This window comes from Corynebacterium sp. TAE3-ERU16, from assembly GCF_019209935.1.
Lineage (GTDB): Bacteria > Actinomycetota > Actinomycetes > Mycobacteriales > Mycobacteriaceae > Corynebacterium > Corynebacterium antarcticum.
In genome coordinates this window covers 179,326-204,357 of the sequence record NZ_JAHUTN010000005.1, presented here as the reverse complement: position 1 = coordinate 204,357, position 25,032 = coordinate 179,326, and the positions used below count along the sequence as shown (strand labels likewise).

At 66.2% G+C, this 25,032-nt stretch carries 24 protein-coding genes; 6 read left to right on the top strand and 18 right to left on the bottom strand.

Annotation, left to right across the window (positions count from 1 at the left end; translation table 11 throughout):
- Positions 1–169: 169 nt before the first annotated feature.
- On the top strand, positions 170–748 hold the full coding sequence (locus KRX55_RS07260) for a MarR family transcriptional regulator (protein ID WP_218407109.1): 579 nt from the start codon (positions 170–172) through the stop codon (positions 746–748).
- A 95-nt stretch (positions 749–843) separates the two neighbouring features.
- Here KRX55_RS07260 and KRX55_RS07255 read toward each other — a convergent pair whose 3' ends face one another.
- The 3 genes from KRX55_RS07255 to KRX55_RS07245 are packed head-to-tail and all read right to left on the bottom strand — an operon-like array spanning position 844 to position 3,374.
- Positions 844–2,022, bottom strand: coding sequence for an SPFH domain-containing protein (locus tag KRX55_RS07255; protein WP_255567641.1), 1,179 nt, complete (start codon positions 2,020–2,022; stop codon positions 844–846).
- Positions 2,023–2,057: 35 nt separating this feature from the next.
- Positions 2,058–2,486 carry an NfeD family protein gene (locus KRX55_RS07250; protein ID WP_218407086.1) on the bottom strand — a complete coding sequence of 143 codons (429 nt, stop codon included), beginning with the start codon at positions 2,484–2,486 and terminating at the stop codon, positions 2,058–2,060.
- Positions 2,487–2,531: 45 nt separating this feature from the next.
- Entirely contained in the window at positions 2,532–3,374 is an 843-nt protein-coding gene (locus tag KRX55_RS07245; protein WP_218407085.1) for a DUF3097 domain-containing protein, read from the bottom strand.
- Between the two features lie 34 nt (positions 3,375–3,408).
- On the opposite strand from KRX55_RS07245, the gene KRX55_RS07240 reads away from it, so the two are divergent.
- Positions 3,409–4,227 carry a hypothetical protein gene (locus KRX55_RS07240; protein ID WP_218407084.1) on the top strand — a complete coding sequence of 273 codons (819 nt, stop codon included), beginning with the start codon at positions 3,409–3,411 and terminating at the stop codon, positions 4,225–4,227.
- A gap of 10 nt (positions 4,228–4,237) precedes the next feature.
- Here the strand turns inward: KRX55_RS07240 and KRX55_RS07235 are convergent, their stop codons facing one another.
- From KRX55_RS07235 to KRX55_RS07210, 6 genes are all read right to left on the bottom strand, one after another.
- The gene (locus tag KRX55_RS07235) at positions 4,238–4,804 is read right to left on the bottom strand and encodes a TetR/AcrR family transcriptional regulator (RefSeq protein WP_218407083.1); all 567 of its coding nucleotides are present in this window, start codon (positions 4,802–4,804) and stop codon (positions 4,238–4,240) included.
- 40 nt (positions 4,805–4,844) lie between these two features.
- Positions 4,845–5,570 (bottom strand): ABC transporter permease, encoded by a 726-nt coding sequence (locus KRX55_RS07230; protein WP_218407082.1) that lies wholly within the window; start codon positions 5,568–5,570, stop codon positions 4,845–4,847.
- A 5-nt stretch (positions 5,571–5,575) separates the two neighbouring features.
- On the bottom strand, positions 5,576–6,331 hold the full coding sequence (locus tag KRX55_RS07225; RefSeq protein WP_218407081.1) for an ABC transporter ATP-binding protein: 756 nt from the start codon (positions 6,329–6,331) through the stop codon (positions 5,576–5,578).
- A 121-nt stretch (positions 6,332–6,452) separates the two neighbouring features.
- Positions 6,453–7,544: a ferrochelatase gene (locus tag KRX55_RS07220; RefSeq protein ID WP_218407080.1), complete on the bottom strand. Its 1,092-nt coding sequence runs from the start codon at positions 7,542–7,544 to the stop codon at positions 6,453–6,455.
- Positions 7,545–7,612: 68 nt separating this feature from the next.
- A complete protein-coding gene (locus tag KRX55_RS07215; protein ID WP_218407108.1) occupies positions 7,613–9,568 on the bottom strand; it encodes a DIP1281 family NlpC/P60 protein in 1,956 nt (651 codons plus the stop codon).
- 592 nt (positions 9,569–10,160) lie between these two features.
- A complete protein-coding gene (locus tag KRX55_RS07210; protein WP_218407079.1) occupies positions 10,161–10,673 on the bottom strand; it encodes an Rv1476 family membrane protein in 513 nt (170 codons plus the stop codon).
- A gap of 465 nt (positions 10,674–11,138) precedes the next feature.
- On the opposite strand from KRX55_RS07210, the gene can reads away from it, so the two are divergent.
- From can to KRX55_RS07195, 3 genes are all read left to right on the top strand, one after another.
- Positions 11,139–13,958 (top strand): aconitate hydratase, encoded by a 2,820-nt coding sequence (gene can, locus KRX55_RS07205; RefSeq protein ID WP_218407078.1) that lies wholly within the window; start codon positions 11,139–11,141, stop codon positions 13,956–13,958.
- Positions 13,959–14,143: 185 nt separating this feature from the next.
- Positions 14,144–14,722 carry a TetR/AcrR family transcriptional regulator gene (locus tag KRX55_RS07200; RefSeq protein WP_218407077.1) on the top strand — a complete coding sequence of 193 codons (579 nt, stop codon included), beginning with the start codon at positions 14,144–14,146 and terminating at the stop codon, positions 14,720–14,722.
- An 83-nt stretch (positions 14,723–14,805) separates the two neighbouring features.
- Positions 14,806–15,549: a glutamine amidotransferase gene (locus tag KRX55_RS07195; protein ID WP_218407076.1), complete on the top strand. Its 744-nt coding sequence runs from the start codon at positions 14,806–14,808 to the stop codon at positions 15,547–15,549.
- A gap of 12 nt (positions 15,550–15,561) precedes the next feature.
- Here KRX55_RS07195 and KRX55_RS07190 read toward each other — a convergent pair whose 3' ends face one another.
- Together KRX55_RS07190 and KRX55_RS07185 are read right to left on the bottom strand one after the other, a co-directional pair.
- Positions 15,562–16,116: a DUF1990 domain-containing protein gene (locus KRX55_RS07190; protein WP_218407075.1), complete on the bottom strand. Its 555-nt coding sequence runs from the start codon at positions 16,114–16,116 to the stop codon at positions 15,562–15,564.
- Positions 16,117–16,199: 83 nt separating this feature from the next.
- Positions 16,200–17,831, bottom strand: coding sequence for an ABC-F family ATP-binding cassette domain-containing protein (locus KRX55_RS07185; RefSeq protein ID WP_218407074.1), 1,632 nt, complete (start codon positions 17,829–17,831; stop codon positions 16,200–16,202).
- A 130-nt stretch (positions 17,832–17,961) separates the two neighbouring features.
- On the opposite strand from KRX55_RS07185, the gene KRX55_RS07180 reads away from it, so the two are divergent.
- The gene (locus tag KRX55_RS07180) at positions 17,962–19,083 is read left to right on the top strand and encodes a lycopene cyclase family protein (protein ID WP_218407073.1); all 1,122 of its coding nucleotides are present in this window, start codon (positions 17,962–17,964) and stop codon (positions 19,081–19,083) included.
- A 406-nt stretch (positions 19,084–19,489) separates the two neighbouring features.
- Here the strand turns inward: KRX55_RS07180 and KRX55_RS07175 are convergent, their stop codons facing one another.
- The 7 genes from KRX55_RS07175 to sufD form a co-directional block, all read right to left on the bottom strand.
- The gene (locus KRX55_RS07175; protein ID WP_218407072.1) at positions 19,490–20,020 is read right to left on the bottom strand and encodes a hypothetical protein; all 531 of its coding nucleotides are present in this window, start codon (positions 20,018–20,020) and stop codon (positions 19,490–19,492) included.
- Between the two features lie 41 nt (positions 20,021–20,061).
- On the bottom strand, positions 20,062–20,670 hold the full coding sequence (locus KRX55_RS07170) for an Ig-like domain-containing protein (protein ID WP_218407071.1): 609 nt from the start codon (positions 20,668–20,670) through the stop codon (positions 20,062–20,064).
- Between the two features lie 186 nt (positions 20,671–20,856).
- Positions 20,857–21,285: a metal-sulfur cluster assembly factor gene (locus KRX55_RS07165; RefSeq protein ID WP_218407070.1), complete on the bottom strand. Its 429-nt coding sequence runs from the start codon at positions 21,283–21,285 to the stop codon at positions 20,857–20,859.
- Positions 21,282–21,731: a Fe-S cluster assembly sulfur transfer protein SufU gene (gene sufU, locus KRX55_RS07160; protein ID WP_218407069.1), complete on the bottom strand. Its 450-nt coding sequence runs from the start codon at positions 21,729–21,731 to the stop codon at positions 21,282–21,284. The genes KRX55_RS07165 and sufU overlap by 4 nt, the downstream gene beginning before the upstream one ends.
- Positions 21,731–22,990: a cysteine desulfurase gene (locus KRX55_RS07155; RefSeq protein ID WP_218407068.1), complete on the bottom strand. Its 1,260-nt coding sequence runs from the start codon at positions 22,988–22,990 to the stop codon at positions 21,731–21,733. Before KRX55_RS07155 ends, sufU begins: the two co-directional genes overlap by 1 nt.
- Before the next feature lie 17 nt (positions 22,991–23,007).
- A complete protein-coding gene (sufC, locus tag KRX55_RS07150; RefSeq protein WP_218407067.1) occupies positions 23,008–23,763 on the bottom strand; it encodes a Fe-S cluster assembly ATPase SufC in 756 nt (251 codons plus the stop codon).
- Between the two features lie 81 nt (positions 23,764–23,844).
- Positions 23,845–25,029 (bottom strand): Fe-S cluster assembly protein SufD, encoded by a 1,185-nt coding sequence (sufD, locus tag KRX55_RS07145; RefSeq protein WP_218407066.1) that lies wholly within the window; start codon positions 25,027–25,029, stop codon positions 23,845–23,847.
- Between the last annotated feature and the right edge of the window lie 3 nt (positions 25,030–25,032).

Genomic DNA, 25,032 nt, shown 5'->3' with positions numbered 1-25,032 from the left:
GGCACCGGGACCCGGGAGTGTGTCCCCGGATCTCCGGGAGACGATCCGGAACCGGTGACAGATACGACATGAGTCAAGCCCTGAGCGTAGACTTGGCATGTCACGCCGCTGATTCAACTACCGGATCTCCGGCGGACATTCCGGCAGGCCCTGAAGAACGGGAGAGATGATGTTCGCAGTCCACGCGCGTTACCGCGGGCGGGAACGCCGTCGGGCGGACCTGGTCCGGCGTTCCGCCGAGGCACTGTCGACCCTCAAGGGGGTCGGAACCTTCGAGATCCTCGGAGTAGAGGACATCTGTGCGGTGATCGATTCCGCCGAGGCCGTCACCGACACAACGATGGCTCTGCTCTCCGCCGGGGAATGGGCGGTCGGGATCGGTATCGCACCAGGCACGGGTGTGGACCCCGAGGAGGTCCGGAAACTCGCGACCACCGCGATCGGCCGACGCTGCCGCACCGGCGTGGTTCGGGTGCGATCCCGGAGCGGTGACGACATGGGAGACATCGCAGCGGTCTTCGCACTGCTGGCCCACGTCCTGGCGAAACGGACGACCGAGGGCCGTGAGGCCACCCAGCTGATGCGGGGCGGGATGAACCAGAACGAGGCCGCCGCGGAACTCGGCATCTCCAAACAGGCCATGTCCCAACGGCTGGCGGCAGCGGGTTGGTCGGCGGAGACCGCCGGGTGGAAACTCGCCGTCGGGCTGCTCCGCAGGGCGGACGGCGGGTCAGGCCGCACCATTTGACGGGGCACGCGCGGATCAGCGCAGGTAACGCCCACCAGACAGAGAATGCCCCGCACCGGGGAGTGTTCCGCGGCGCGGGGGATGCTGTTCTCCGGTCAGTCGGTCTTCTCCCGGGCCGGATCGGGTGTCGGGTGCGCGGTGAACGGGGCGATCGGGATCTCGGGGTCGGATGCCGCGCTCCTCTTGGCCTCGTGGGGTGAGGGATCGACCGGTTTGTTGGCCACGGCGTTGGCCGCTGCGACCGCGGCGGCGATCTCCGGGTCGGATTCCGTGGAGAACCATCCCTCGGTGTCATCGTCCTCCGCGATCTCCCGGGTCCGGTCGTCGACCTCGTTGGGTTCGAAGCGGAAGACACCTTCTTCGTCCTTGTTCGCCATGGCGCGGGCGAACTGCTCGAGGGAGTCACCGAACTGGTTCGGGATCATCCACACCTTGTTGGCGTCGCCCTCGGCCAGCTTCGGCAACTTGTCGAGGTACTGGTAGGCCAGAACCTCGGGCGTCAACTGCGATGCCTTGATCGCGGCGTTGATCTTCTGAATCGAGCGCGCCTCGCCCTGCGCCCGGAGGTAGCTCGCGGCGCGGTCGCCCTCGGCGCGGAGCATCTCGGCCTGTCGTTCGGCCTCCGCGGCGAGAATCGAGGCGTGCTTCTCGCCCTCGGCGGCGAGGATCCGGGCCTGCTTCTGCCCCTCGGCGGTCTTGATGTAGGCCTCACGTTGTCCCTCGGCGGTGAGGATCATCGCCCGCTTCTCGCGCTCCGCCGTCATCTGCTTCTCCATCGGCTGCTTGATGGACGGTGGCGGATCGATCGCCTTGAGCTCGACGCGGGCGATGCGCAGGCCCCACTTCGTCGTCGCACCGTCCAGTTCGCTGCGGAGCCGGCGGTTGATCACCTCTCGGGAGGTGAGGGTCTCCTCGAGATCCATGCCGCCGACGACGTCACGGAGTGTGGCGACGGAAATCTGCTCGACACCGTAGATGTAGTTGTCGACGCCGTAGATCGCCAGATGCGGCTCATTGATCTTGAACGTCACCACGACATCGATGTCCACCGTCAGGTTGTCCTTGGTGATCACGGCCTGCGGCGGGAAGCTGACCACCCGTTCACGGGTGTCGACCTTCGCGCGGACCCGGTCGATGAATGGGATGAGGAACGTCAGTCCCTGTGCGGTCCGGGTGTAGGATCCCAGCCGCTCGATGACGGCGGCCTCCCCTTCCGGCACCAGCTTGAGGGACTTCGACACCACCAGTGCGATGAGGATGACGATGAGCGCCATCAGAAAAACTTGAACCAGAGCAGCTTCCATTGTGCTCAGATCTCCTTCCAGACGACGGCGATGGCACCGTCGATCTTGACGACGTTCACCCGGTCACCCGGGGCGAACCTGTGTGTGGGGTCGAGGCTTCTCGCGGACCAGACATCGCCGTCGAGCCGGATCTGCCCGCTGTGTCCGTCGACATCCTCCAGAACGGTGGCGGACGTACCGACGAGCGCCTGCGGTGAGATGTCGAGTATCCGGCCGGAGAGGGTCCGCCTGCGCAGGGCCGGCCGGACGAAGATGAGGAGCGTCAGCGAGGAGACCGCGAAAGCGGCGATCTCCACCCAGAGGGGAACCTCCAGGACCGCGACACCGGCGGTGGCCAGTGCGGCGCCGCCGAGCAACAGCAGGGTGAAGTCGCCCGCGATCAGCTCGAGGGCGGCCAACAGGACCGCTGCTATCAACCAGATGAGTGCACCCACGGTTTTCACCCTACCTGAACGTCGGGACCTGACTCTGGCCCCGAATCAGATCAGATCACGCTTGTCGACACCGGGGATCGTGACGAAATCGACGAGCCGTTCGACCGCTCCGATGAGCGTCGAATCGAGGTCCCGGTAGCTCTCGACAGCACCGTAGACCCGGTTCCATCCCTCCCGGGGCGTCCCCCACTTCAGCCGGGCGCAGATCCCGGTCTTCCAGTCCTCACCCCGGGGTACATCAGGCCAGGACCGCATCCCGAGTTTCTCCGGTTTGACGGCCGCCCAGATGTCGATGAACGGGTGGCCCGTCACGAGGACATCGGGGCCGAGAGATCGCGTCAACCGGGTCTCCTTGGATCCCTCGACGAGGTGATCCGCGAGCACACCGACCCGCCTGCCGGGCCCGGGCCGGAACTCCCCGAGACGCTCCGGGAGGTTGTCCAGCCCCTCGAGGTACTCGACGACGACTCCCTCGACGCGCAGGTCGTGGCCCCACACCTTCTCGACGATCGCCGCGTCATGGATCCCCTCGACCCAGATCCGGGATGGTGCCGCAACCTTGGCGGTGACGTCCGCCACCTTCCGGGAGCCCGAGTTCGACCGCCGCGGCCCGGTACGGGGGACGTACCGGGTGAGGGTCACCCGCTGTCCCTCCACAAGGAACGCTCCGTCCCTCAGCTTGAACAACCGCTCTCTGCCGTAGCGGTCCTCGAGCCGGACGAAATCGCCGTCGTACGTGCGCTCGAAGCCGGTGACCGCCCCGACGAAGCCGTCGGCGACCACCTCCGCGACCAGGCCGGGTTCAGCCGGCACCCTGGGGTACGCGGGCTTGCGGGTCCGGGAGTGTCCCGCGAGAATGTCTCCGCTGTACGGATCATTGAAACTCATGGGGATACACCCTATCGGCTAAAATCTGGCAACCATGGATTTCCGCCCGCTGGTGTACTCACCCCTCCAGAACGCCGCCGTCTGGCTCGCCGGCTGGCTCTACGGCAGAGTCAGCTACGACGATCTCCTCGATGCATTCGGCGACTACGGTGCCAGGCACACCCTCGTCGTCCGGGGCCCGGGTGTGACCGGGTCCGCGGTCGAGGACGGGTTGATCGGGTTGCTCCGCCATTTCCGGGAGACCGCCGCCCCGGTTCTTCCCCTGCTCGCCCCGGGAGAGCCCGTACTCAGACTCGTTTTCGGGGGGCCCGGTCAGGTGCCGGGGCTCATCGCGGGCTCACCGGCCGCCGAGGCGGCGCGCGATCTGAACTTCAGTGCCCTCGTGATCCGGGCCCCGGACCCGGAGATCAACCATGTTCTGCTCCCGGGACCGGGCCTCGGTGATCCGGGAGGCGTGGTCCGGTGGCGGTGGTACACCGAGCCGGGACGTGCGCCGGAGCCCGACCATCTCGGGCCGGGAGACGCGGACCGGATGCTCGCCGAGGCGACCTCCCGTGCCGCCGATCTCATCGAGGCCAGAGGTTTCAGACGCAGCCCCCTGCCGGATCCCCGGTTGACGGTCGGTCGCCTGGACGACTTCTATTCGGGTCCCGGTCTCCCGGACTCCGCCGCGCCCCGGGCGGTCCGGGTCTTCGCCCGGGCGGACCGGGTGGCCGCGATAATCGAGAGCGTCGTCACCGAAGCCGGCGATCACAGCCACGACGCGGAACTCACCCAGCTCCTCACGCATCTCCGCACCGCACGGATGGCCGGTGTCGCGTACGCGGTCGGTGAATACGGTCGCGGTTCCTGATCCCGTGGGTTCAGTTGCTGCCGTCGAGGAAACCCTGCACGACGGCGCCGAGTGACTCAACGAGCTCAGCGGTCGACAATTCCCGGGCGCCCGGCAGACGCAACAGATAACGGGTGACGATGATCCCCGCCAACTGCGCCTGGGAGAAGGCGATCCGCCGCTCGGTTTCCGTGCGATCGAGGCCCTTCTCCCTGAGCCTCGCACGAACCGGTTCCCAGAGAACGGACGTGAGGTACTCGGAGAAGGGAGTCGGATCCTCGAGTGCACCGCGGGCCATCGCGAGCAGTTGATCGGCGACAGGTGATTCCCACAGGCCGACGATTTCCCCGACCAGTGCCGGGCCGAGTTCGTCGAAGGGCACCGAAGCGAGCACCGAGTGGACATCACCCGGGTCTTCGGGGAACTGAATCACAGCCCGGAACAGCCCCTCCTTGTTCCCGAAGTAGTGCGGGATAAGGGCGACGTCGCACCCGGCCCCCGCCGCCACGGCACGAAGCGTAGTGCCACGGTATCCGTGGGCCGCGAATAGTGCACCCGCGGATGCGAGGATTCGGTTGCGTGCGCTGCTCTTCTCCATCACCGGCATTCTAACGTCCGGATGGAACGTCCCCGGTGTTTCAGGTCCGTCGCGGCATGAACAGCGCGGCCACGAGCAGACCGCACACTGAGAACCCGGAGAGAATCAGCATGTCCCTCCCGAAGTCCGGATAAACGCCGGTTTCCACGGCGAGGTGTCGCTGTGCCTCCACCGCGTAGGTCAACGGTAGAGCGTCCGAGATCCACCGGAGTGCCCGGGGCATCGCCGACGTCGGGACGAAGATTCCCGCCAGGAACAGCTGCGGGCCCATCACCAGAGGAACCATCTGAACGGCCTGGAACTCGTTGCGGGCGAAGGTGCCCGCGACCAGACCCAGCACCGCCCCGGTGACCCCGGACAAGATGGCCACGACGGCCGTGCCCGGGACTCCGGAGGGCGGATCCACACCGAGGGCCCGGTGGGCGACCCCGAGCATGACCGCCGCCTGCACGACGGCGAAACCTCCGAAGGTCAGTGCGTAGCCGACCAACAGTTCGGTACGGGTGAGACAGGTCGTCCAGAGGCGTTCCAGACTCCCGGCCGTGCGCTCCCGCTGGACGGCGACAGCAGCGACGATGAACATCACCACCATGGGCATGAGTCCCAGCAGCATCTGGGCGACAACCGTGAATCCCGGATGATCCAGGTAGACGAAGTACAGGAGCGTGAGGAGCAGTGTCGGGAGTATCAGAATCTGTGCTGCGAGTCTCCGGTCACGGATGAGCTCCAGGGAGAGCCGTCCGGAGGTGGACAGCGTTCGTCTCATCGCACTCACCGCTTCCACCCTTCTCCGCTTGAGCCGGAGCATTCCCGTACGAGTTTGAGGAACGCTGATTCAAGATCAGGGCATCCGGTACGGTGTCGCAGTTCGGTCGGTGTTTCGTCCGCGATCAGCTCACCCTGCCTGAGCATCAGCACGCGGTCGCACCTGTCGGCCTCCTCGAGAACATGTGAACTCAACAGGAAGGTGACACCCTCGGCTGCGAGGCTCCGGAAGTGGTTCCAGAGATGTTCCCGGGTTAACGGGTCGAGCCCGACGGTGGGTTCATCGATCACGAGAAGTTTCGCCCGGGAGATGAGCGCACAGGCCAGTGAGACGCGTTTGCGCTGTCCTCCGGAGAGCCCGTCCGTCCTGATCTCGGCCACCTCCGCCAGCCCGAGCACTTCAAGGAGCTCATCGATGACCTCCCGCGAGGGGACGGAGTCATGTCCGAGGGTCCCGTAGTAGCGGCAGTGCTCGCGGGCACTGAGTCCGGGATGCACCGCGGCCTCCTGCGGGTCGTATCCGATTCTCCCCCGGTTCGCAGGATGCCCGGCCCGGCGCCCCAGGACAACGAGTTCGCCCTGATGAGGCTGCAGACCGGTGATGGCACGGATCAGGGTGGTCTTACCCGCTCCGGAGGGGCCGACCACCCCACTGATACAGCCGGGAGGGACCGTGAAGGACAGAGGTCCGATGATCGTTCTCCGGTGGCGGTTCGGACCACGGCTGACCGTGAGGCCGGTGGCGGTGATGACGTGTGACATGCGCTCGCCTTTCAGTATTCAACAGATGTTGAATAAGTGGACAGTGCACACGCTACACCAAACCCCCGACTCGTTCAACAGATGTTGAACGAGTCGGGGGTTTAGATCCACTGCGGTGAAACTATCTCGATCGCCGGGCACCGGCGGGCCGCCTGGCGGGGGCGCAGCAGCCGTTTGCGCAGTAGGCCCCGTTCACTGTGCACCCCTTCAACGGCGCTGACCCGAGGCGTACCGGCCCGGTTCCCTCGATCATCTCCATGGCCAGGTCGACCACCATCTTCGCGAACTCCGGGGTGGGGCCCGCTGTGGCGCTGCGTTCGATCGGGATACCGAACTGTTCCGCTTCCTCGGCGAGCTCGGAATCGAGGTCCCACACGACCTCGATGTGGTCGGAGACGAATCCGATCGGACAGACCACTGCCGCCGGGAGCCCGCGGTCATGATGCAGCTCCGTCACGTGGTCGACGATGTCGGGTTCGAGCCAGGGTGTGTGCGGGGACCCCGAACGCGACTGCCAGACCACATCGAAATCGGTGGCCCCCACTTCCCTGGCGACCAACGCGGCGCTCTCGTGGACCTGGCGGGAATACAGCGGCCCGTCATCGTCGACCCCTGCCGCGTTATCGGCCGCCGTGGGGATCGAATGGGCGGTGAATATCAGGCGGGCGGATGACCGGACGTCGTCAGGGAGCCGGGCGTAGGCCGCACGGACCGCGTCGGCCATCGCGCGGATGAACAGCGGGTGATCGTAGAACTGCCGGAGTTTGGTGAACCGGATCTCCGGCAGTTCCTCAGCTGCGAGACGTTCCCGCATTCCCGCGATGTCTTCATCGTACTGTCTGCATCCCGAGTAGCCGGCCCACGCGGAGGTCGCGAACACCAGTGCGTTGCGGATCCCGTCCCGGGCCATCTCGACGGCGGTGTCCGGGGCCATCGGATGCCAGTTCCGGTTTCCGAAGTACACGGGCAGGTCGATGGCCCTCTGTGCGAGCTCCGCCCGGACATTCGCGATGATCTCGCGGTTCAACTGATTCAGCGGGCTCACGCCACCGAAGTGGTGGTAGTGGACCTCAACCTCGTCCAGACGCTCCGGAGGGATTCCACGGCCACGGGTCACATTCTCCAGGAAAGGGCGGACATCGTCGTGTCCCTCCGGCCCCCCGAAGGACAGGAACAGCAGGGCGTCGTAGTCGGTGGTGCGAGCGTCAGCCATGACGCCAGAATACCGAACCGCCCACCGGAAACGGACATTCCGTCGGTGGGCGGTTCAGATGGAGTGGATCAGATCAGGCGGACGGCGTACGGACTCATACCGGACCACCGGACGGAGCTGATCTGCACGTGACCACCCGACTGGGGCGCCTCGATCATCATTCCGTCGCCGAGATAGATGGCGACGTGGTACTCGGCGTTCGGCCCCCAGAACAGGAGGTCACCGCGCTGGATGTTCGAGGTCGAGACCTTGGTGCCACGCTGGTACTGGTAGCCCGTGTAGTGCGGGAGCGCGATCCCGACGCCGGCGAAAGCGTAGAGCGTCAGGCCCGAGCAGTCGAAACCGATCTTGTTGTAGTCGCCGTAGGAGTCCGCGACCCCACCGTCGCGGATACCACGGGTCGGACCAGCCGCATTTCCGCCTCCCCACGCGTACGGGGTGCCGATCACCGACGTCGCCCTGGAGATGACGGCCTCGATCTTCTCCGAGCGGGAGCCGGTGACGACGTCCGTGGCGGTGTTCGTGACCTCATCGAGGTCGGTCAGGGTGACGTAGTCCACGATCGTGTCCAGCGTGCCGGTGACGGGATCCTCGGCGGTCCCGTTCCGCGTCGTGGTGGTGGGGGCTGCCTGAGTTGTGCTCGGAGCGGCGGTCGCCACGGCGGGCACTCCGGCACCGTCCGTCGCGGTACCGTCGCCGACGGTCGCGCTCTCACCGGCGGCCGTTGGTTGCGGAGCCGCGGACTGGGCGTTTCCTCCACCGAGACTCTCGTCGATCAGGGCGGCGGTGTCGCGCACCGCCGCGATCAGCGTGGCGGCGTCGGATTCCTCCTGCGGATAGGGGTTGTCCAGCGTGGCGTGGTCCGGCGAATTGACCGCGACCATGGCTGCCGCGGCGAGGGATGCCGCCGCATTCGCCGCGCGTTTCAGATCCTCCGCGAGTTGCTCCGCATCGGCTCCGGCACCCGCTTCGGTCTTCGCCTGCTCCGCCACCTGCTGCGCCCGGACCGCCTGATCGGCGGCTTCCTGGGCTTTGCCCCGGGCAGATTCGCGGTCGGGCGCGGCGAGCGCCTCAGCGGCCGCGGCACTGGCTGCCGCAGCGGCCTCCTGACGCTCATCCGCCGTCTCCGCTGCCGCGGCGGCCTTCTGTCGGGCGGCCAGCTCCGCCGCCGCCTCTGCGGCCTTTCTCTCGGCTTCGGCCCGGGTGTACTCCTCGAACTCCCTCCGCTGATTGAGGAGTTCACCGGACGTCGCACGGGCTTCGGCGAGGCGTTTCTGGGCGGCGTCGCGTTCCGCGGCGAGCCTGTCCCGCTCGGCGGCGGCCTGTTCGATCCGGCGCGCGTTGGCGTCTATCTCAGCCCGCACCGCAGCTTCGGCGGCCGCAGCTTCGGCTTCGCGTTCCTCGGCGGCCTTGCGCGCGGCACGCAGGCGCGACTCCTCGTTGGCGTTAGCGGTCCGCAGTTGATCGAGGGAGTCGAGTACACCCTGCTGCTTGGCTGCTGAGGTGCGCAGGAAAGTCTGCCTGGCGAGGGCGTCATCGGCGTTCTTCGCACCCGCGAGGCCACTGACCGCGAGGGACACCGTTCCCCGCCGGTAGGCGCTGCGGGAGATTTCGTCGAGCGTCGCCTGCTGGGAGTTCAACTCCTCCTGCGTCTCCTCGAGGTCTGCGCGGGCACCCCGGGCGGTCTGTCGCGCCAGCTCCGCGGTGGCCTGGGCGTCATGCAGGTCCACCAGTGCCTTGTTGACCGCTTCACGGAGACGGCCCATCTCGTTCTCGAGACCGGCGATCTGCTCCTGTGCGGTCGACAGGCCCGCAGCGAGGGATGCCACCTCCCCTGAGTTCAGTTCGACAGCCTGCTCCGCGGCGGCGATCTCCGCGTCATCCGGGTTCCGTGGTTCCGCGACGGCGGGGGTGAGGGTGAAGGCGAGGGATGCGGTCAACAGAACACCGATCAAACGCCGGGACGCAGCCGGTACCAGCCCATGCGCTGCACCGGCGTCCGGGACGTGGCGGGTCGTGAACATTGCCACTGATTAACTCCTATCCCCGCCCGACCGGTCCTGATCCCGCTTGGCGGAACCGGTGGTGGTGGCGGCGACTGTTTCTCGCATCGTGGGCCGTGGTACCGGACCTGATGTTCCGGAACCCTCGGTGGGCTGACATTCGGCGTCGCTCATGGGCCACACCATCTGTGGTTCCGGGTCGACCGGGCATGCTTCCCCACGTGCCTGGCCGGCCCGCTCCCACCGGTCCATCCGCGCGGTCCGGGTGAACCACCGCCAGAGTGAAACCGGTGGGGACAGACTGACTCGATGAAGCTCATGAGCTGACAACTGAACGTTAATTCACTTGGAGGAACTCGGGCACACAATGACCCCAGCAGTCACACTGGTAAAGCCTGAACACATGACTGACAGCATTGCTGACCTGTGGACTTAGCCGGGCGCGGATGTTTAGTGACATTTGTCACATAATCAACGGTCGTCGGCGTGTCGCGACCTTTCCGGACAGCCGATGTCTGGACGGTGGCCCGCCGGAACGGAAGACATCCTTCGGGAAGGGGTGGTCCCACCCGGAAAATTCAAGCCTGAAGGGTTGACTTTTGACGCTATTCAGTCACTCCACACCATCAGCACCACGTCCCCCACGGGCCGGGCGGGGACGCAGCGCGAGGACCGTGGCGAGAACCGCCACCAGGACAGCGGCCCCCACACCGGCGTTTATCTCCTGCCAGGGGACGGTGGAGTGGGTCAGGTCGTCGACGAAGGCCTGAGTGCCGGCCACAAGATCGGGATTGCCGAAGAGATCGACCTGTGCGGATTCGATGGCCGCCCGGGAATGGTCTCCGCTAACCACGGCACCGCCCGCCGGGGAACGGAGGACAACGGTGTCCGCACCGGTGGCGATCAGGAGATCCTGGGCGACGTCCCGCTGGTCGGCCGCGACCGCGGGCGGGGAATCGAGAAACACGAACCGGAGCTCACCGAAGCCATTCTGCCGCGCATCGGAGATCACACCGGAGAGCGCGTCGGACAGTCCCGGATACTCCACGCCCAGTGAGCCGATCGCGACCCCGTCATCGGCGAGATCCTCGATGATGTCCGTCAGTTCGATGTCGGCGGGGGTCATGGGACAGAGTGTTCCTCTCGGTAGGTCAAGGATGGGCCCGGACGAACCGGGACTCGGCGCACCTCACCGGTTCGACTATTCCATGTCCCATCGTGCTCCCCGGGAACGACACCCGCATCCGGCAGAAACGTCGGCACGCCGGAACGACCCCGGTCAACCCGGGGGTGTCCGTCGGTTTTGGCGCCGCACGCGGGGGTCACACACCGCCCCGGGGGTACGAAGTGAAACAACCTGATACGTGCCACCACGGCATTCGGGAACAAAATGATAGATTACGGGGGTGGAAGATAGCGGAGCGGGCCACGATTCTCGAACAGAACGCCCGTACTGTTATACTTTACCGCAGACGACGTTCATGTCGGCCAGCGGCCACGATGAACCGCTCTTTTGACCTGCGTCGGTGCCAGCCGGAGAGCCACCCAGCCGACGCTCCACTCACCCGAATTATTTAGGAACGGAGCTTACGTGACTGAGAGCCAGAACTCATTCAACGCCAAGAGCACCCTCGAAGTCGGCGACAAGTCCTACGAGTATTACGCACTCGATGCCGTACCCGGCATGGAGAAGCTGCCCTACTCCCTGAAGGTCCTCGGCGAGAACCTTCTCCGCACCGAGGACGGCGCCAACATCACCCGCGATCACATCCAGGCGATCGCGAACTGGGATGCCTCCGCTGAGCCGAGCGTCGAGATCCAGTTCACGCCCGCACGCGTACTGATGCAGGACTTCACCGGTGTTCCCTGCGTCGTCGACCTCGCCACCATGCGCGAGGCCATCAAGACCCTCGGCGGCGATCCCGACGGAGTGAACCCGCTCAACCCCGCCGAGATGGTCATCGACCACTCCGTGATCATCGAGGCCTTCGGCCACTCCGATTCACTCGAGAAGAACGTCAAGATCGAGTACGAGCGCAACGAGGAGCGCTACCAGTTCCTCCGCTGGGGTTCCAAGGCGTTCTCCAACTTCCGTGTCGTTCCCCCGGGAACCGGCATCGTCCACCAGGTCAACATCGAGAACCTGGCCCGGGTCGTCTTCGACAACGAGGGCGTCGCCTACCCCGACACCTGCATCGGCACCGACTCACACACCACGATGGAGAACGGACTCGGCATCCTCGGCTGGGGTGTCGGCGGTATCGAGGCTGAGGCCGCGATGCTCGGCCAGCCGGTCTCGATGCTCATCCCCCGCGTCGTCGGCTTCAAGCTGACCGGCTCCATCCCCGCCGGCGTCACGGCCACCGACGTCGTGCTGACGATCACCGAGATGCTGCGCCAGCACGGTGTCGTCCAGAAGTTCGTCGAGTTCTACGGCTCCGGCGTCAAGGAGGTTCCGCTCGCGAACCGCGCGACGATCGGCAACATGTCGCCCGAGTTCGGTTCCACCTGCGCGATGTTCCCCATCGACGAACAGACCACCAAGTACCTGCAGCTCACCGGCCGCTCCGAAGAGCAGATCGCGCTCGTCGAGGCCTACGCCAAGGCCCAGGGCATGTGGCTGGACGAGAACTCCCCCGAAGCCGAGTACTCCGAGTACCTCGAACTCGATCTCTCGACAGTCGAGCCCTCCATCGCCGGCCCGAAGCGCCCGCAGGACCGCATCCTGCTGTCGAAGGCGAAGGAACAGTTCCGCAAGGATCTGCCCAACTACTGCAACGACGAGGTCGAGGAAGACGAGAGCCGCCCGGCCGTCCGCATGGACTCCGAGGGCGAGCTCGATTTCAGTGACGCCGATGTCGCCGATCTGTACAACTCGTCCCGCGAGGGGCACGGCGAGACGGCGGCGCGTGGCGCCGAGGGCCGCCCGTCCCGGCCGGTGACCGTGACCTCCCCCAATGGCGGCGAGTACACCCTGGATCACGGGATGGTCGCCATCGCGTCCATCACCTCGTGCACCAACACCTCCAACCCCTCCGTCATGATCGGCGCCGGCCTCATCGCCCGTAAGGCGGCGGCCAAGGGCCTGAAGGCCAAGCCGTGGGTCAAGACCATCTGCGCCCCGGGTTCCCAGGTCGTCGACGGCTACTACAAGCGCGCTGACCTCTGGAAGGATCTGGAGGCCATGGGCTTCTACCTCGCCGGTTTCGGTTGCACCACGTGCATCGGCAACTCGGGCCCGCTGCCCGAGGAGGTCTCCGCGGCGATCAACAAGTACGACCTGACCGCCACCGCGGTGCTCTCCGGAAACCGTAACTTCGAGGGCCGCATCTCCCCCGACGTGAAGATGAACTACCTCGCGTCGCCGATCATGGTCATCGCCTACGCCATCGCGGGAACCATGGACTTCGACTTCGAGAAGGAACCTCTCGGCCAGGACCAGGACGGCAACGACGTCTTCCTGACGGACATCTGGCCCTCCACCGAGGAGATCGAGTCCACGATCGAGGAGTGCATCTCCCGCGAGCTGTACGAGGCCGACTACGCCGACGTCTTCAAGGGCGACGAGCAGTGGCAGAACCTGCCCACCCCCGAGGGCAAGACCTTCGACTGGGACGAGTCCTCCACCTACATCCGCAAGGCGCCGTACTTCGACGGGATGACCATGGACCCGGAGCCGGTCCAGGACATCAAGGGTGCCCGCGTGCTGTGCAAGCTCGGAGATTCTGTCACCACCGACCACATCTCCCCCGCATCGTCCATCAAGCCCGGCACCCCCGCGGCCCAGTACCTGGACGAGAACGGTGTCGAACGCAACGACTACAACTCCCTCGGCTCCCGGCGTGGTAACCACGAGGTGATGATGCGCGGTACCTTCGCCAATATCCGCCTGCAGAACCAGCTGGTCGACCAGGCCGGTGGCTACACCCGCGACTTCACGCAGGAAGGCGCCCCCCAGGCATTCATCTTCGATGCCTGCCAGAACTACAAGGCGGAGGGCATCCCGCTGGTCGTTCTCGGTGGCAAGGAGTACGGTACCGGTTCCTCCCGCGACTGGGCGGCGAAGGGAACCAACCTCCTCGGTGTCCGCGCCGTGATCACCGAGAGCTTCGAGCGAATCCACCGCTCGAACCTGATCGGTATGGGTGTCATCCCGCTGCAGTTCCCCGAGGGTGAGTCCCACGAGTCCCTCGGACTGGACGGCACCGAGGTCTTCGACATCGAGGGCATCGAGGAGTTCAACAACGACACGATCCCCCAGACCGTGAAGGTCACCGCCCATAAGGAAGACGGAGAGGACATCGTGTTCGACGCCAAGGTCCGCGTCGACACCCCCGGTGAGGCGGCGTACTTCCGCAACGGCGGCATCCTCCAGTACGTGCTGCGGAACATGGCTCGCGGCGCAGCCTGAGTCGGTGCGCACCCGGAACCCCGTTCCGTGTGACCATCGGTCCGGGTGCGCCGGTCCACTCTCGATCTGACTGACGGGGGCTGCGGTGATGTGTGACGGTGTCCACCGTCCGCGTCCCGCAGCCCCCTCGGCGTCGTAGACGCCAGTACAATCCACTCGTGTAGCCACAACCAAGGAGAACTGTCATGCCCAAGGTCAGTTCCTCGGATCTCTCCCACCGCCGCCGGGAGATCCTCGAAGGCGCCCGTCGCTGCTTCGCAGAATTCGGTTACGACGGAGCGACCGTCAGGCGACTCGAGCAGGCCACCGGAAAATCCCGGGGCGCCATCTTCCATCACTTCGCGGACAAGGAGAACCTCTTTCTCGCCCTGGCGAGGGAGGACGCGGCCCGGATGGCGGATGTCGTCACCGCGGAGGGACTCGTCGAGGTGATGCGGGACATGCTGGCGCACCAGGACCGCTACGACTGGCTCTCGACACGACTGGAGATCACCCGTCTCCTGCGTACGGACCCGGTATTCTCTGCGCGGTGGGTCGAACACCAGGCTGTTTTGGACGAAGCCATCCGTTCCCGTCTCCAGGCTGGTGTCGATTCCGGTCGGATGCGCACCGATGTGCCGGTGGACGTCCTGCACACGTACCTGGTGACGGTGATGGACGGATTCATCACCCACCTCGCCAGCGGTGAACCCACCGACCCCCTGCACCAGGTACTTGATCTGGTGGAGGCCAGCGTGCGGACGCAGACCCCCACAGACCTCTGATCAGACCGGTCTGATCATTATTTCCTGGCTTTTCGGTGTGATAACTCCCATACTCAGGTGAGGAGACAGTAGTATCACTCGGTATGGCCGTCACCGAGATAACCAAGCCGTTCCTTCTGCTGAGCACCCGCCCCGAGGATGATGCCGCAGAGGCCGAATACCGATCGTTCGTCTCGATGATGGAACTCCGGCCCGAGTTTCTCATCCAGAAACGCGTCGACCGGGAGCCTCTGGGCCCGATCATCCTGGATGACTATTCGGGCATCATCGTCGGTGGTGGTCCCTACAACGCCACCGAACCCGACAAGACCGACCATCAGGTCCGCGTGGAGTCCTGCCTCAACACCGTCATCAGGGAGTGCATCGAGCGGGATTTCCCACTGTTCGGAGCATGTTTCGGCGTCGGCGTGATCGGCAGTGTCGCCGGTGGGGTCATCGACCGGCACTTCGGGGAGAAGCCGGGCTGCATCCTCGTCGACGTGACCACCGAGGGGCTCGCGGATCCGATCCTCGACGGAATGCCGTCGCGGTTCCCCACCATCGTGGGGCACAAGGAAGCGACCCGTGCCCTGCCCCCGGGTGCCACGCTCCTGGTTCGCGGCGAAGTCTGCCCTGTCCAGATGTACCGGATAAAGCGGCACATTTTCGTCACGCAGTTCCATCCGGAACTCGAACTCGATTCCTTCCGCGACCGTCTCGAGGTCTACCGGGAGGCGGGCTACTACGAACCGGAGCAGTTCGATTCGATCATCGATTCATGTTCCGGCCATGATCTGTCGACGGACAACCGGCTCCTGTTGAACTTCGCCCGGATCTACGCCTGCTGAGCCCCTGTGCTCCTACGGGGTGAGGCCCTCGAGGTACCGGCGCGTGACGAGGGTCTGGACGGCACGCGCCACCGGTGCCCCGATCTTCGCCGGCCACCACGCGTGCACCGAGAAGGCCACGATCCTACCGCGGACCACGCCGTCATCCCCGATCACGACGGAGAAGGCCTCCTCTCCGCACTCCACGTGGCCCGGAAGCGTCCCGTACACGAGCCGCGTCTCACGCTCCCCCGTGTCGGCACACAGGATGAGGCAGGGCGAGATGGTCCCGGCGAAGCGTAACCGCACCACATCGCCGAGCGTGGCGGTGCGCCAGGCACCGACCCGGACGCCCGCGTGGTGGTGGGCGCGCCAGGCCAGGAGCCGATCCGACGCCCGCCGGAAGCAGTCCATGCCCTCCCCCAGGACGATCTCCTCGTCGAGGATCCGCCACGGACCGTCGATCAACTTCCCGGTGGTCCCCCGTCCACCGCGCAGATCCAGCGTCCCGAGCATCAGCTCGGCGGGGTAGGTGAGCTCCTCGGCCCAGTGCCGCCACCGGCTGCCGGTCACATCATGCGGGTACATGCTTCTCCAGGGTAGGCTTCCCGACGGTGCGGCCCCGGGGCACGGTAGCCCCCGACCCAACGCGAAGGACCGGCCGTGACGCGTCAGGCCAGTTCGACGATCTCCATGTACTCGTCGCTCCACAGGTCCTCGGTGCCGTCCGGCAGCACGATGACACGTTCCGGATCGAGTGCCTCGACCGCACCGGGGTCGTGGGTTACCAGCACGACCGCACCGGTGTAGGTTCCCAGAGCCTGGAGGACCTGTTCCCGCGACACGGGATCGAGGTTGTTGGTCGGCTCGTCCAGCAGCAGGACGTTCGCCCGCGAACTCACCAGCGCGGCGAGCGCCAGGCGGGTCTTCTCACCCCCGGAGAGGGTGCCCGCGGGCTGCTCGAGCTGTTCGCCGGAGAACATGAAGGCACCGAGTAATCCCCTCAGATCCTGTTCCCCGGCATCGGGACAGGCCCGCACGGTGTTCTCCCACACCGTGGCCTCCGGGTCGATGGTGTCGTGCTCCTGGGCGAAGTACCCGATCTTCAGGCCGTGACCGGAGACGATTCCGCCCTCCCCGTCCGTCCGCTCGACGCCGGCCAGGAGCTTGAGCAGCGTCGTCTTGCCGGCGCCGTTGAATCCGAGGACAACGACCCGGGACCCCTTGTCGATCGCCAGATCGACACCCGCGAACACCTCCAGGGATCCGTACATCTTCGTCAGTCCGGTCGCATTCAGCGGGGTTTTACCGCACGGGGCCGGTTCCGGGAACGTGATGTGCGCGACCTTGTCCGATCTGCGGATCTCGTCGGTGTTCTCGATCATCTTCTCCGCGCGGGCGAGCATCTGCTTCGCCGCCGCGGCCTTCGTCGCCTTCGCGCCGAGCTTCGCCGCCTGCTTCTTCAGCGCGGATGCCTTCTTCTCCGCGTTGGAACGCTCACGGCGCCGCCGCGCCTCATCGGTGGCACGGGCGTCGAGGTACTTCTTCCAGCCCATGTTGTAGACGTCGGCCTCGCCCCGGACGGCGTCCAGGAACCAGACCTTGTTGCAGACGGCATCGAGCAGCTCCACGTCGTGGGAGATCATGATGAGGCCCCCCTCGTGCCGGTTGAGGAACTCCCGCAGCCACGTGATCGAGTCGGCGTCGAGGTGGTTGGTCGGCTCGTCGAGGAGAAGTGTCGTCGCGGATTTCCCTGATCCCGCGGACGCGGCGAACAGGATCTGGGCCAGTTCGACGCGCCGACGCTGGCCCCCGGAGAGAGTCTTGAGCTGCTGGTCCAGAATCCGTGCCGGTAGCCCCAGTGCATCACAGATCCGCGCCGCCTCACTGGCGGCTTCATAGCCTCCCAGGGTGTGGTACTGCTCCTCCAGACGCGAGTACTTGCGGATAGCGGTGTCCCGGCGGTTGTCGTCCCCCGTGGTCTCCATGATCTCCTGCTGGCGTTCCATGGCGGACTGGATCCTGTCCAGACCGCGGGCGGAGAGCACCCGCTCCCGTGCGGTGACCTCGATGTTGCCCTCACGGGAGTCCTGGGGAAGGTATCCGACCGTTCCGGAACGGGTCACCGCACCGGCGTAGGGTTCCGCTTCCCCGGCGAGTATCCGCATGGTCGTTGTCTTCCCCGCGCCGTTCCGACCGACCAGACCAATGCGGTCCCCGGGCTGTACCCGGAGCTGCTGGCCGGGGGCGGTGAGCAGCGTCCGGGCACCGACACGCACTTCAAGATCACTGGTTACAATCACAGCCGGACAGTGTATCAGTGGACCTTCCGGAAACCCCGTTCTCCGGATGCCGACGAAACCGCGGGAGGCGGCGAGGGTGAGTTCAACAAGGTCAGGAGTCGCCCCTGCACCGGTGCCGGAGCCTCTCGACTTGATCGTCGTCGGCCTCGGTCCCGCCGGAACCGCCCTCGCGCATCAGGCCCAGGTCCGAGGTTGGCGGGTACTCGGAGTGGATCCGGGTGAAAGCTGGCCGAACACCTACGGAATCTTCCGCGACGAGGTGCCCGGGTGGCTGGAGCCCCTGCCGACGCAGTCGACCAGCGAGCCCGCGGTGATCGGCTGCCTCGGACGGCACCGTCCGGGCCGCGGGTATCTGGTTTTGGACAATGACGAACTCCGTACCCGGCTCTCCACCTTTCCGGTCATCCGGGCCTGCGCCGAGGAGGTCCGTGCGACCTCGGTCACCATCGGTGCACGTAGCTACCACGCTCCGGTGGTCGTCGATGCGCGGGGTGTCCCCCGGTCCGGGCCACAACCGGTGCAGCAGGCGTACGGGATCGTCGTCGCCGCCCCGCTCACCCGCGACACCGCGGTGTGGATGGATCTACGCCAGCACGGTGGTTGCGGTCCCCACCCCACGTTCCTCTACCAGATACCCGTGCACGACGGGATCCTCTACGAGGAGACGATCCTGGTGGCCGACAGGGCGGTACCGTGGCAGGACCTGGAGAACTCGCTGAGCCGTCGTCTGGGAGCACTCGCGCCCCCACGGTCGGAGATCCTCCGTGAGGAGCGGGTGCTGATCCCGGTGGGAGCCCCCCGACCGGTACTGGACAGTCGTGGCGGCGCGGTGGCCTTCGGGGCCCGAGCAGGGCTGATCAGCCCGATCTCGGGATACTCCGTGGCGACGAGTCTGCAGCTGGTGGAGCCGTTGCTGGACGCCCTCGCTCCCCTCCTGAAGGGTGGCCGACGGGGTACTCTGCCGTGGCATCACCCCACCGTGCGTCTGGACCGGATGCTCAAGGACCTGGGGCAGAAGGTCCTGCTGGATCTCGACACCGACGAGTTCCCGCTGTTCATGGACGCATTGTTCAGCCTGAGCCCGGAGGCGCAGCGGGGTTTCCTGGCGACGGGGTCGCCGCTGGCGACGGCGAGCGGCATGATGGCGGTCTTCCGGGCGTCGGATCCTCCGATGCGCCTGCGGATCCTGGGTGCGATCCTCGGTCGCCGGACCCGGAGGATCGGTGCACCGCACCGGCAGGACTCCGGCTGATCGGCGCCTGCACAGAGCCGATGCGTAGAGCGCGCCGAAGCACATCGGCCGGTCCCGGACCGGAAACTGGCCCGCGCAGGTGTACGCGGACTCGAGCGGATCCGTGTCCGGCACAGGTCTTTCGGCGCACGGATTTCGGGTCGCAATCATGTGTTTCACCGGTTCCTGTGCCATGCCTCCGCCACCGGACGCGCACCGGAACGCCGAACCACCGGGCTGCGGCCACGTGAACCTCCGCACCGCTCCTGGACGAACCACGATCCCCGACCTGCCGCTTGAGAGGGCGCTGAGCGGATGAGGGATCTCCAGCTCCGTGGGGCGGAGAGACCGGGCCGTCGGACCGCGCGTCGGTCCCGGACGAAATCGGGCGATCGGACCGGCGTCCCGGATTGAGCTCCTTATTCGCTCAGAAGCCGAAGATTCCGTGGAGCAGAGACAGTAACCAACCGAGGAACCCGCCGCCGATGCCGACGGCCGGAGCCGTGTACGGCACCTCAGCGTGAGCCTCCGACATGATGATCAGACCGTCGCTCTCAGAGCCCATCGGCAGGTCGGCGCCGACGAATCCTCCGCCGGGCCGAGGATGGAAATCAACCGAAGCCGTTTCATCGGCCCCGACCACCGCGGTGTAGGCCCTTCCGTCAATCGTGAAGGTCACGGTCTCTCCCTCAGCTGAGAAGGGGGCCTTCGGTTCGTTGGTCACCGACGCGGTCGCCCGCATCTTCGAGCTGAATGGTCCGACAGGGACCACCGACAGTTCCAGTGACCGCGTCACGTGGATCGGGTCAATCGGGTGCGGCATGTCACATAGGGCGTCCGCACCGGGGACGCACTCTCCGACGACCGGCACCGGAGGGATCGCCGCGGCGATCTCGGTTCCGGAGGTGACGGCGAGAAGAAGGGCCGCCGCGACAGCTGTACCGGCATGCGGCACCAATCGTGCGCGCCTGTCCTGACCGCGTCGCCCCAACCCCGCGTTCACCGGTTCGCTCCGAAGAGGCCTGCGAAAAAGTGCCCGAACATCCGGTGGAAGTTGGCGAGCATGCCGGAGAAGAAGCCGAATCCGGGGCCCGACGAACCGAATCCACCCGGATCACCGGTGAGGGGCACGACGATCCCGGCCTCCGCGGGCCCGTAGACGGCGTTGTCCTCGTAGTGGGAATCGACGGTGGCGGTGACACGCACCCCGGACGCCAGGGCCTGGGCGTCGGTGAAGGTGACGACGTGGTGGATGGTCGCGAATCCGTCGGCATCCGTAACCGCATCCACCGTGTACCCGGAAGCCGGACCGTTGACGGTGAAGGTGACGACCTGTCCGGCGATACCGTGCCCCGTCGCCGGGTCCGCCGACGAAAGATGTGCGGTGATGCGGTATCTGCGCGCACTGTTCTCGAGCCCACCGACGGGGCCGGCTTCGAGGGTCAGCTCCCGGGCGATGGACCGCTTGGCGGTGTCCGTCTGTGCTTCCGCGACGGGTCCGGCTGCCGCCGGTGCCGCGCCAGCGACCGGGACACCGGTGGAGATGAGCACCGCGGAGGCCAGCGCCGCCACACCCGTGGTGAAGAGTCGATGGGTTCTGTATCTCATGTGATTCCTCACTGTCGGAAGGTTTGCGGACAACACTAACCGACGGAGGGTCACCGGGGAAGCAGATCTGACGCAGGGGACTCACGCGAGGCACCCCCACGATGTGAGCTTTCCCGGTCACCGGGTCCGGTTCACATCGACGGGAGGGGTGCAGGGGAGGAACGCCCGCGGGCGGCGGGCTGCGGATCAGACCGAGAAGCCGAGTGCGCGGAGCTGCTCGCGTCCGTCCTCGGTGATCATGTGCGGTCCCCACGGAGGACGCCAGACCCACTCCAGATCGAGCTTGCTGGCGGTCCCGGATCCCACGACTGCGGTCTCCGCCTGTTCCTCCAGGATGTCCGTCAACGGGCACGCCGGGGAGGTCAGGGTCATCTGGACGACCGCCTCATCGCCGTTCTCGATCCAGATGTCGTACACCAGACCGAGGTCGACGACGTTGATGCCCAGCTCGGGGTCGATCACGTCGCGCATGTACTCCTCGACATCACTCGCCTTGGCGAGATCGTCCTCGGACTGCTCGGGGCGGACCCTCTCGATCCTCTCGTCGGAGCGGTCCGGGGGCAGATCGCCGCCCTCGGACGCGGTGGCGTCGCGGTTCTCTGTCTGGTCGGTCATCTCTTCTCCTTGAGTGCTTGAGCGGTCGCGGCCTGGAACGCCTTCCATCCGAGCAGGGCACATTTGACGCGGGCGGGATACTTCGACACACCGGCGAACGCGATGCCGTCGCCGATCAGGTCGGCGTCGCCCTCCTCGGTGCCGCGGGACGTGATCATCGTCTCGAACGCGGAGACGCTCTTCATCGCGTCCTCCACACTCGCACCGACGATCTCCTCGGCCATCACGGATGTGGAGGCCTGGCTGATGGAGCAGCCGACCGCGTCATAGGAAACATCCTCGACGGTCGATCCGTCCTCCGAGAGGTGGACCCGGAGCGTGAGTTCGTCCCCGCAGGAGGTGTTGACGTGGTGGACCTCCGAATCGAACGGATCGCGGAGTCCCTTGTGCTGCGGATGGCGGTAGTGGTCCAGGATGACCTCCTGGTACATCTGTTCAAGTCGCATCAGTTAACCCCGAAGAACTCTCGGGCCCGGAGAACTCCGGCGGCGAGCCGGTCGACCTCGTCGGGCGTGTTGTACATGTAGAAAGAGGCGCGCGCGGTCGCCTGCACCCCGGAGGCGCGGTGGACCGGCCACGCACAGTGGTGTCCGACCCTGATCGCGACGGAACCGTCATCGAGGACCTGTCCGAGATCGTGCGGATGGATCCCGTCGACGGTGAAGCTGACGGCACCCCCACGATCGTCCGTCGTGGTGGGGCCGATGATCCGGACCCCCTCGATACCGGTCAGGGCATCCAACGCGTGGGCGGTCAGCTTCCTCTCGTGGGCCTCGACGGCGTCCATCCCGACCGCGGTGAGGAAGTCGACCGCCGCCCCGAGACCGACAACCTGGCTGTTCATCTGGGTGCCGGCCTCGAACCGCTGCGGTGGCGCAGTGTAGGTCGATCCCTCCATGGTGACCTTCTCGATCATCGAACCACCGGTGAGGAAAGGCGGTAGTGTCCCGAGGACATCCGAACGACCGTAGAGGACTCCGACCCCGCTCGGGCCGCACATCTTGTGCCCCGAGAAGGCGGCGAAGTCGACACCCATCGCGTGGAAGTCCACCGCCTGGTGGGGCACCGACTGGCACGCGTCCAGCACCGTGACGGCGCCGACCGAGCGGGCACGCCGGACGATTTCGGCGACGTCCGACACCGCGCCCGTCACATTGGACTGGTGGGTGAAGGCCACGACCTTGACCTTCTCGTCGAGCTCGAGCGAATCGAGGTCGATACGGCCGTCGGAGGTCATTCCGTACCACTTCAGCGTCGCGCCGGTCCGACGGCAGAGTTCCTGCCAGGGAACGAGGTTGGCGTGGTGCTCGAGCTCCGTGACCACGACCGTGTCACCGGCCCCGACCCGGTACTCACCGGAACGGTCGTCACCGAGGACGTGGGCCACGAGGTTGAGTGCCTCGGTGGCGTTCTTGGTGAAGACGATCTCGGGTTCGTCGGCACCGACGAACGTGGCGATACGTTCACGCGCCGACTCGTAGGCGTCGGTGGCCTCCTCGGCGAGGAGGTACGCACCGCGGTGGACCGGTGCGTTCGTACCGAGCACGAACCGTTCCTCCGCGCGCCACACCCGCTCCGGACGCTGCGAGGTCGCACCCGAGTCGAGATACGCGATGGTCGAGCCGTCACGCCCGGTCCGATTCAGTATCGGGAACTCGGCGCGGACCGCCGCGACATCAACGCTGCCGTCGGGATTTCGGTACATCGGGGATCCTCCGGCCATCAGAGGAAGCGGTCGTAGCCGTTGGCCTCGAGTTCATCGGCCAGTTCCGGGCCACCTGAGGTGACGATCCGGCCGTCGGCGAACACGTGAACATGGTCGGGTTGGACGTAGTTGAGGATCCGCTTGTAGTGCGTGATCAGCAGCACGCCGCCGTCGTTGCGGTCGCGGTAGCGGTTGATGCCCTCGCTGACGACACGGAGCGCGTCGACGTCGAGGCCGGAGTCGGTCTCGTCGAGGATGGCGAACTTGGGTCGGAGCAGGCCGAGCTGGAGAATCTCGTGGCGCTTCTTCTCACCACCGGAGAATCCCTCGTTGACGCTTCTCTCGGAGAACGCGCGGTCGATGGAGAGTTCCTCCTGTGCGCCACGGACCTCCTTGATCCAGTCACGGAGCTTCGGGGCTTCGCCACGGACCGCGGTGGCCGCGGTGCGCAGGAAGTTCGCCATGGAGACACCCGGAACCTCGACGGGATACTGCATGGCGAGGAAGAGCCCCGCACGGGCGCGCTCATCGACGTCCATGTCGAGGAGGTTCTCCCCGTCGAGGAGGACCTCGCCGCCGGTGACCTCGTACTTCGGGTGGCCTGCGATCGTGTAGGAGAGCGTCGACTTCCCGGACCCGTTGGGGCCCATGATCGCGTGGGTCTCGCCGGAACGGATCGTCAGATTGACGCCCTTGAGGATCTGCTTGGGTTCGCTGTGCTCGTCGGGGGCGGCAACCTGTGCCGTGAGGTTCTTGATTTCAAGAGTGCTCATTGTGGGTTCTTTCTTGGGCTGTGAGGTGTGGTACTGCGGAGGGGCCGTGGGCCGGGGTGTACCGGGCGCACGGGGACGTTCTCAGAGGCGCGTTCCCTCGAGCTCTTCGGCGATCTGCTCCTCGAGCTGATCGCGGACGGCCTTGACGGGGATCCGGCCGATGACCTCGGAGAAGAAGCCGCGCACGATCAGTCGGCGGGCCTGGTTCGGGTCGATGCCGCGGGAGAGGAGGTAGAAGAGCTGGTCGTCGTCGAAGCGGCCGACCGTTGCCGCGTGACCCGCTCCGACGATCTCGCCGGTCTCGATCTCGAGGTTCGGTACCGCGTCAGCCCGCGCCCCCTCGGTGAGGACGAGGTTGCGGTTCGTCTCGTAGGTGTCGGTTCCCTGTGCATTGGCGCGGATCAGGACGTCGCCGACCCAGGCGGTGCGCGCGTCAGGGAGATCGGATGCCGGATCCGCCTGGAGCGCACCCTTGTACAGCACGTTGGAGCGGCAGTTCGGCTCGGCGTGGTCGACGAGCAGACGCTGCTCGAAGAACTGTCCGTCGTCGGCGAAGTAGACACCGAGCAGTTCGGCGTCGCCGCCGGGGGCGGTGAACTTCACGCTCGGGATGAGTCGTACGACGCCGCCGCCGAAGCAGGCGACGTTGTGGCGGAGCACCGCGTCCCGTCCGAGCTTCGCCCGCTGGTTGCCGAGATGGACCGCGGTGTCGTCCCAGTCGACGTGGACGACGACGGTCAGCCGGGCGTTGTCACCCACGATGTACTCATGGTTGTCGGCGTGGGTGCCGTCACCGGTGTATCGGATGTTGACTACGGCCTCGGCACCGTCCTCCACGACGATGCTGACGTCGGTGAACGAGGTGACGTCGGCTCCCCTGCCGGTGACCGTGACGGTGACCGGATCGGTGTTCGTGGAGTTTCTGGCGAAGGTGACGAGGGTGGCCTCCTCCATGGAACTCCAAGCCTGGGCCCCGACACGGTCGACGGGGGCACCGGCGGTCCCGATCCGTTCATCGTCGCGGGACACCTTCTCTACCGTGACCCCCGATGCGGAATCGGGAACGTCGACGGCGACGTCCGGGGTGGTCGCCTCGGGGAAGGTGCCGTCGTGCAGGCCCCTCAACCGACGCAGCGGAGTGAAGCGCCAGACCTCGTCCCGGCCCCGGGGAACGTCGAAGTCGTCGACGTTGAAGGAGGTGAACAAATCACCCTTGGTGTCGTGGTAGGTGGCGTTCTTGACACGTTCCACTTTTGTCTCGGTCATCGG

Excerpts from the sequence above, each read along its gene's own strand:
- KRX55_RS07260 (WP_218407109.1), top strand. The coding sequence starts at position 170 with ATGTTCGCAGTCCACGCGCGTTACCGCGGGCGGGAACGCCGTCGGGCG.
- KRX55_RS07255 (WP_255567641.1), bottom strand. The coding sequence starts at position 2,022 with ATGGCGCTCATCGTCATCCTCATCGCACTGGTGGTGTCGAAGTCCCTC.
- KRX55_RS07245 (WP_218407085.1), bottom strand. The coding sequence starts at position 3,374 with ATGAGTTTCAATGATCCGTACAGCGGAGACATTCTCGCGGGACACTCC.
- KRX55_RS07240 (WP_218407084.1), top strand. The coding sequence starts at position 3,409 with ATGGATTTCCGCCCGCTGGTGTACTCACCCCTCCAGAACGCCGCCGTC.
- KRX55_RS07235 (WP_218407083.1), bottom strand. The coding sequence starts at position 4,804 with ATGGAGAAGAGCAGCGCACGCAACCGAATCCTCGCATCCGCGGGTGCA.
- KRX55_RS07230 (WP_218407082.1), bottom strand. The coding sequence starts at position 5,570 with ATGAGACGAACGCTGTCCACCTCCGGACGGCTCTCCCTGGAGCTCATC.
- KRX55_RS07225 (WP_218407081.1), bottom strand. The coding sequence starts at position 6,331 with ATGTCACACGTCATCACCGCCACCGGCCTCACGGTCAGCCGTGGTCCG.
- KRX55_RS07220 (WP_218407080.1), bottom strand. The coding sequence starts at position 7,544 with ATGGCTGACGCTCGCACCACCGACTACGACGCCCTGCTGTTCCTGTCC.
- KRX55_RS07215 (WP_218407108.1), bottom strand. The coding sequence starts at position 9,568 with ATGTTCACGACCCGCCACGTCCCGGACGCCGGTGCAGCGCATGGGCTG.
- KRX55_RS07210 (WP_218407079.1), bottom strand. The coding sequence starts at position 10,673 with ATGACCCCCGCCGACATCGAACTGACGGACATCATCGAGGATCTCGCC.
- KRX55_RS07200 (WP_218407077.1), top strand. The coding sequence starts at position 14,144 with ATGCCCAAGGTCAGTTCCTCGGATCTCTCCCACCGCCGCCGGGAGATC.
- KRX55_RS07195 (WP_218407076.1), top strand. The coding sequence starts at position 14,806 with ATGGCCGTCACCGAGATAACCAAGCCGTTCCTTCTGCTGAGCACCCGC.
- KRX55_RS07190 (WP_218407075.1), bottom strand. The coding sequence starts at position 16,116 with ATGTACCCGCATGATGTGACCGGCAGCCGGTGGCGGCACTGGGCCGAG.
- KRX55_RS07170 (WP_218407071.1), bottom strand. The coding sequence starts at position 20,670 with ATGAGATACAGAACCCATCGACTCTTCACCACGGGTGTGGCGGCGCTG.
- KRX55_RS07165 (WP_218407070.1), bottom strand. The coding sequence starts at position 21,285 with ATGACCGACCAGACAGAGAACCGCGACGCCACCGCGTCCGAGGGCGGC.
- sufU (WP_218407069.1), bottom strand. The coding sequence starts at position 21,731 with ATGCGACTTGAACAGATGTACCAGGAGGTCATCCTGGACCACTACCGC.
- KRX55_RS07155 (WP_218407068.1), bottom strand. The coding sequence starts at position 22,990 with ATGTACCGAAATCCCGACGGCAGCGTTGATGTCGCGGCGGTCCGCGCC.
- sufC (WP_218407067.1), bottom strand. The coding sequence starts at position 23,763 with ATGAGCACTCTTGAAATCAAGAACCTCACGGCACAGGTTGCCGCCCCC.
- sufD (WP_218407066.1), bottom strand. The coding sequence starts at position 25,029 with ATGACCGAGACAAAAGTGGAACGTGTCAAGAACGCCACCTACCACGAC.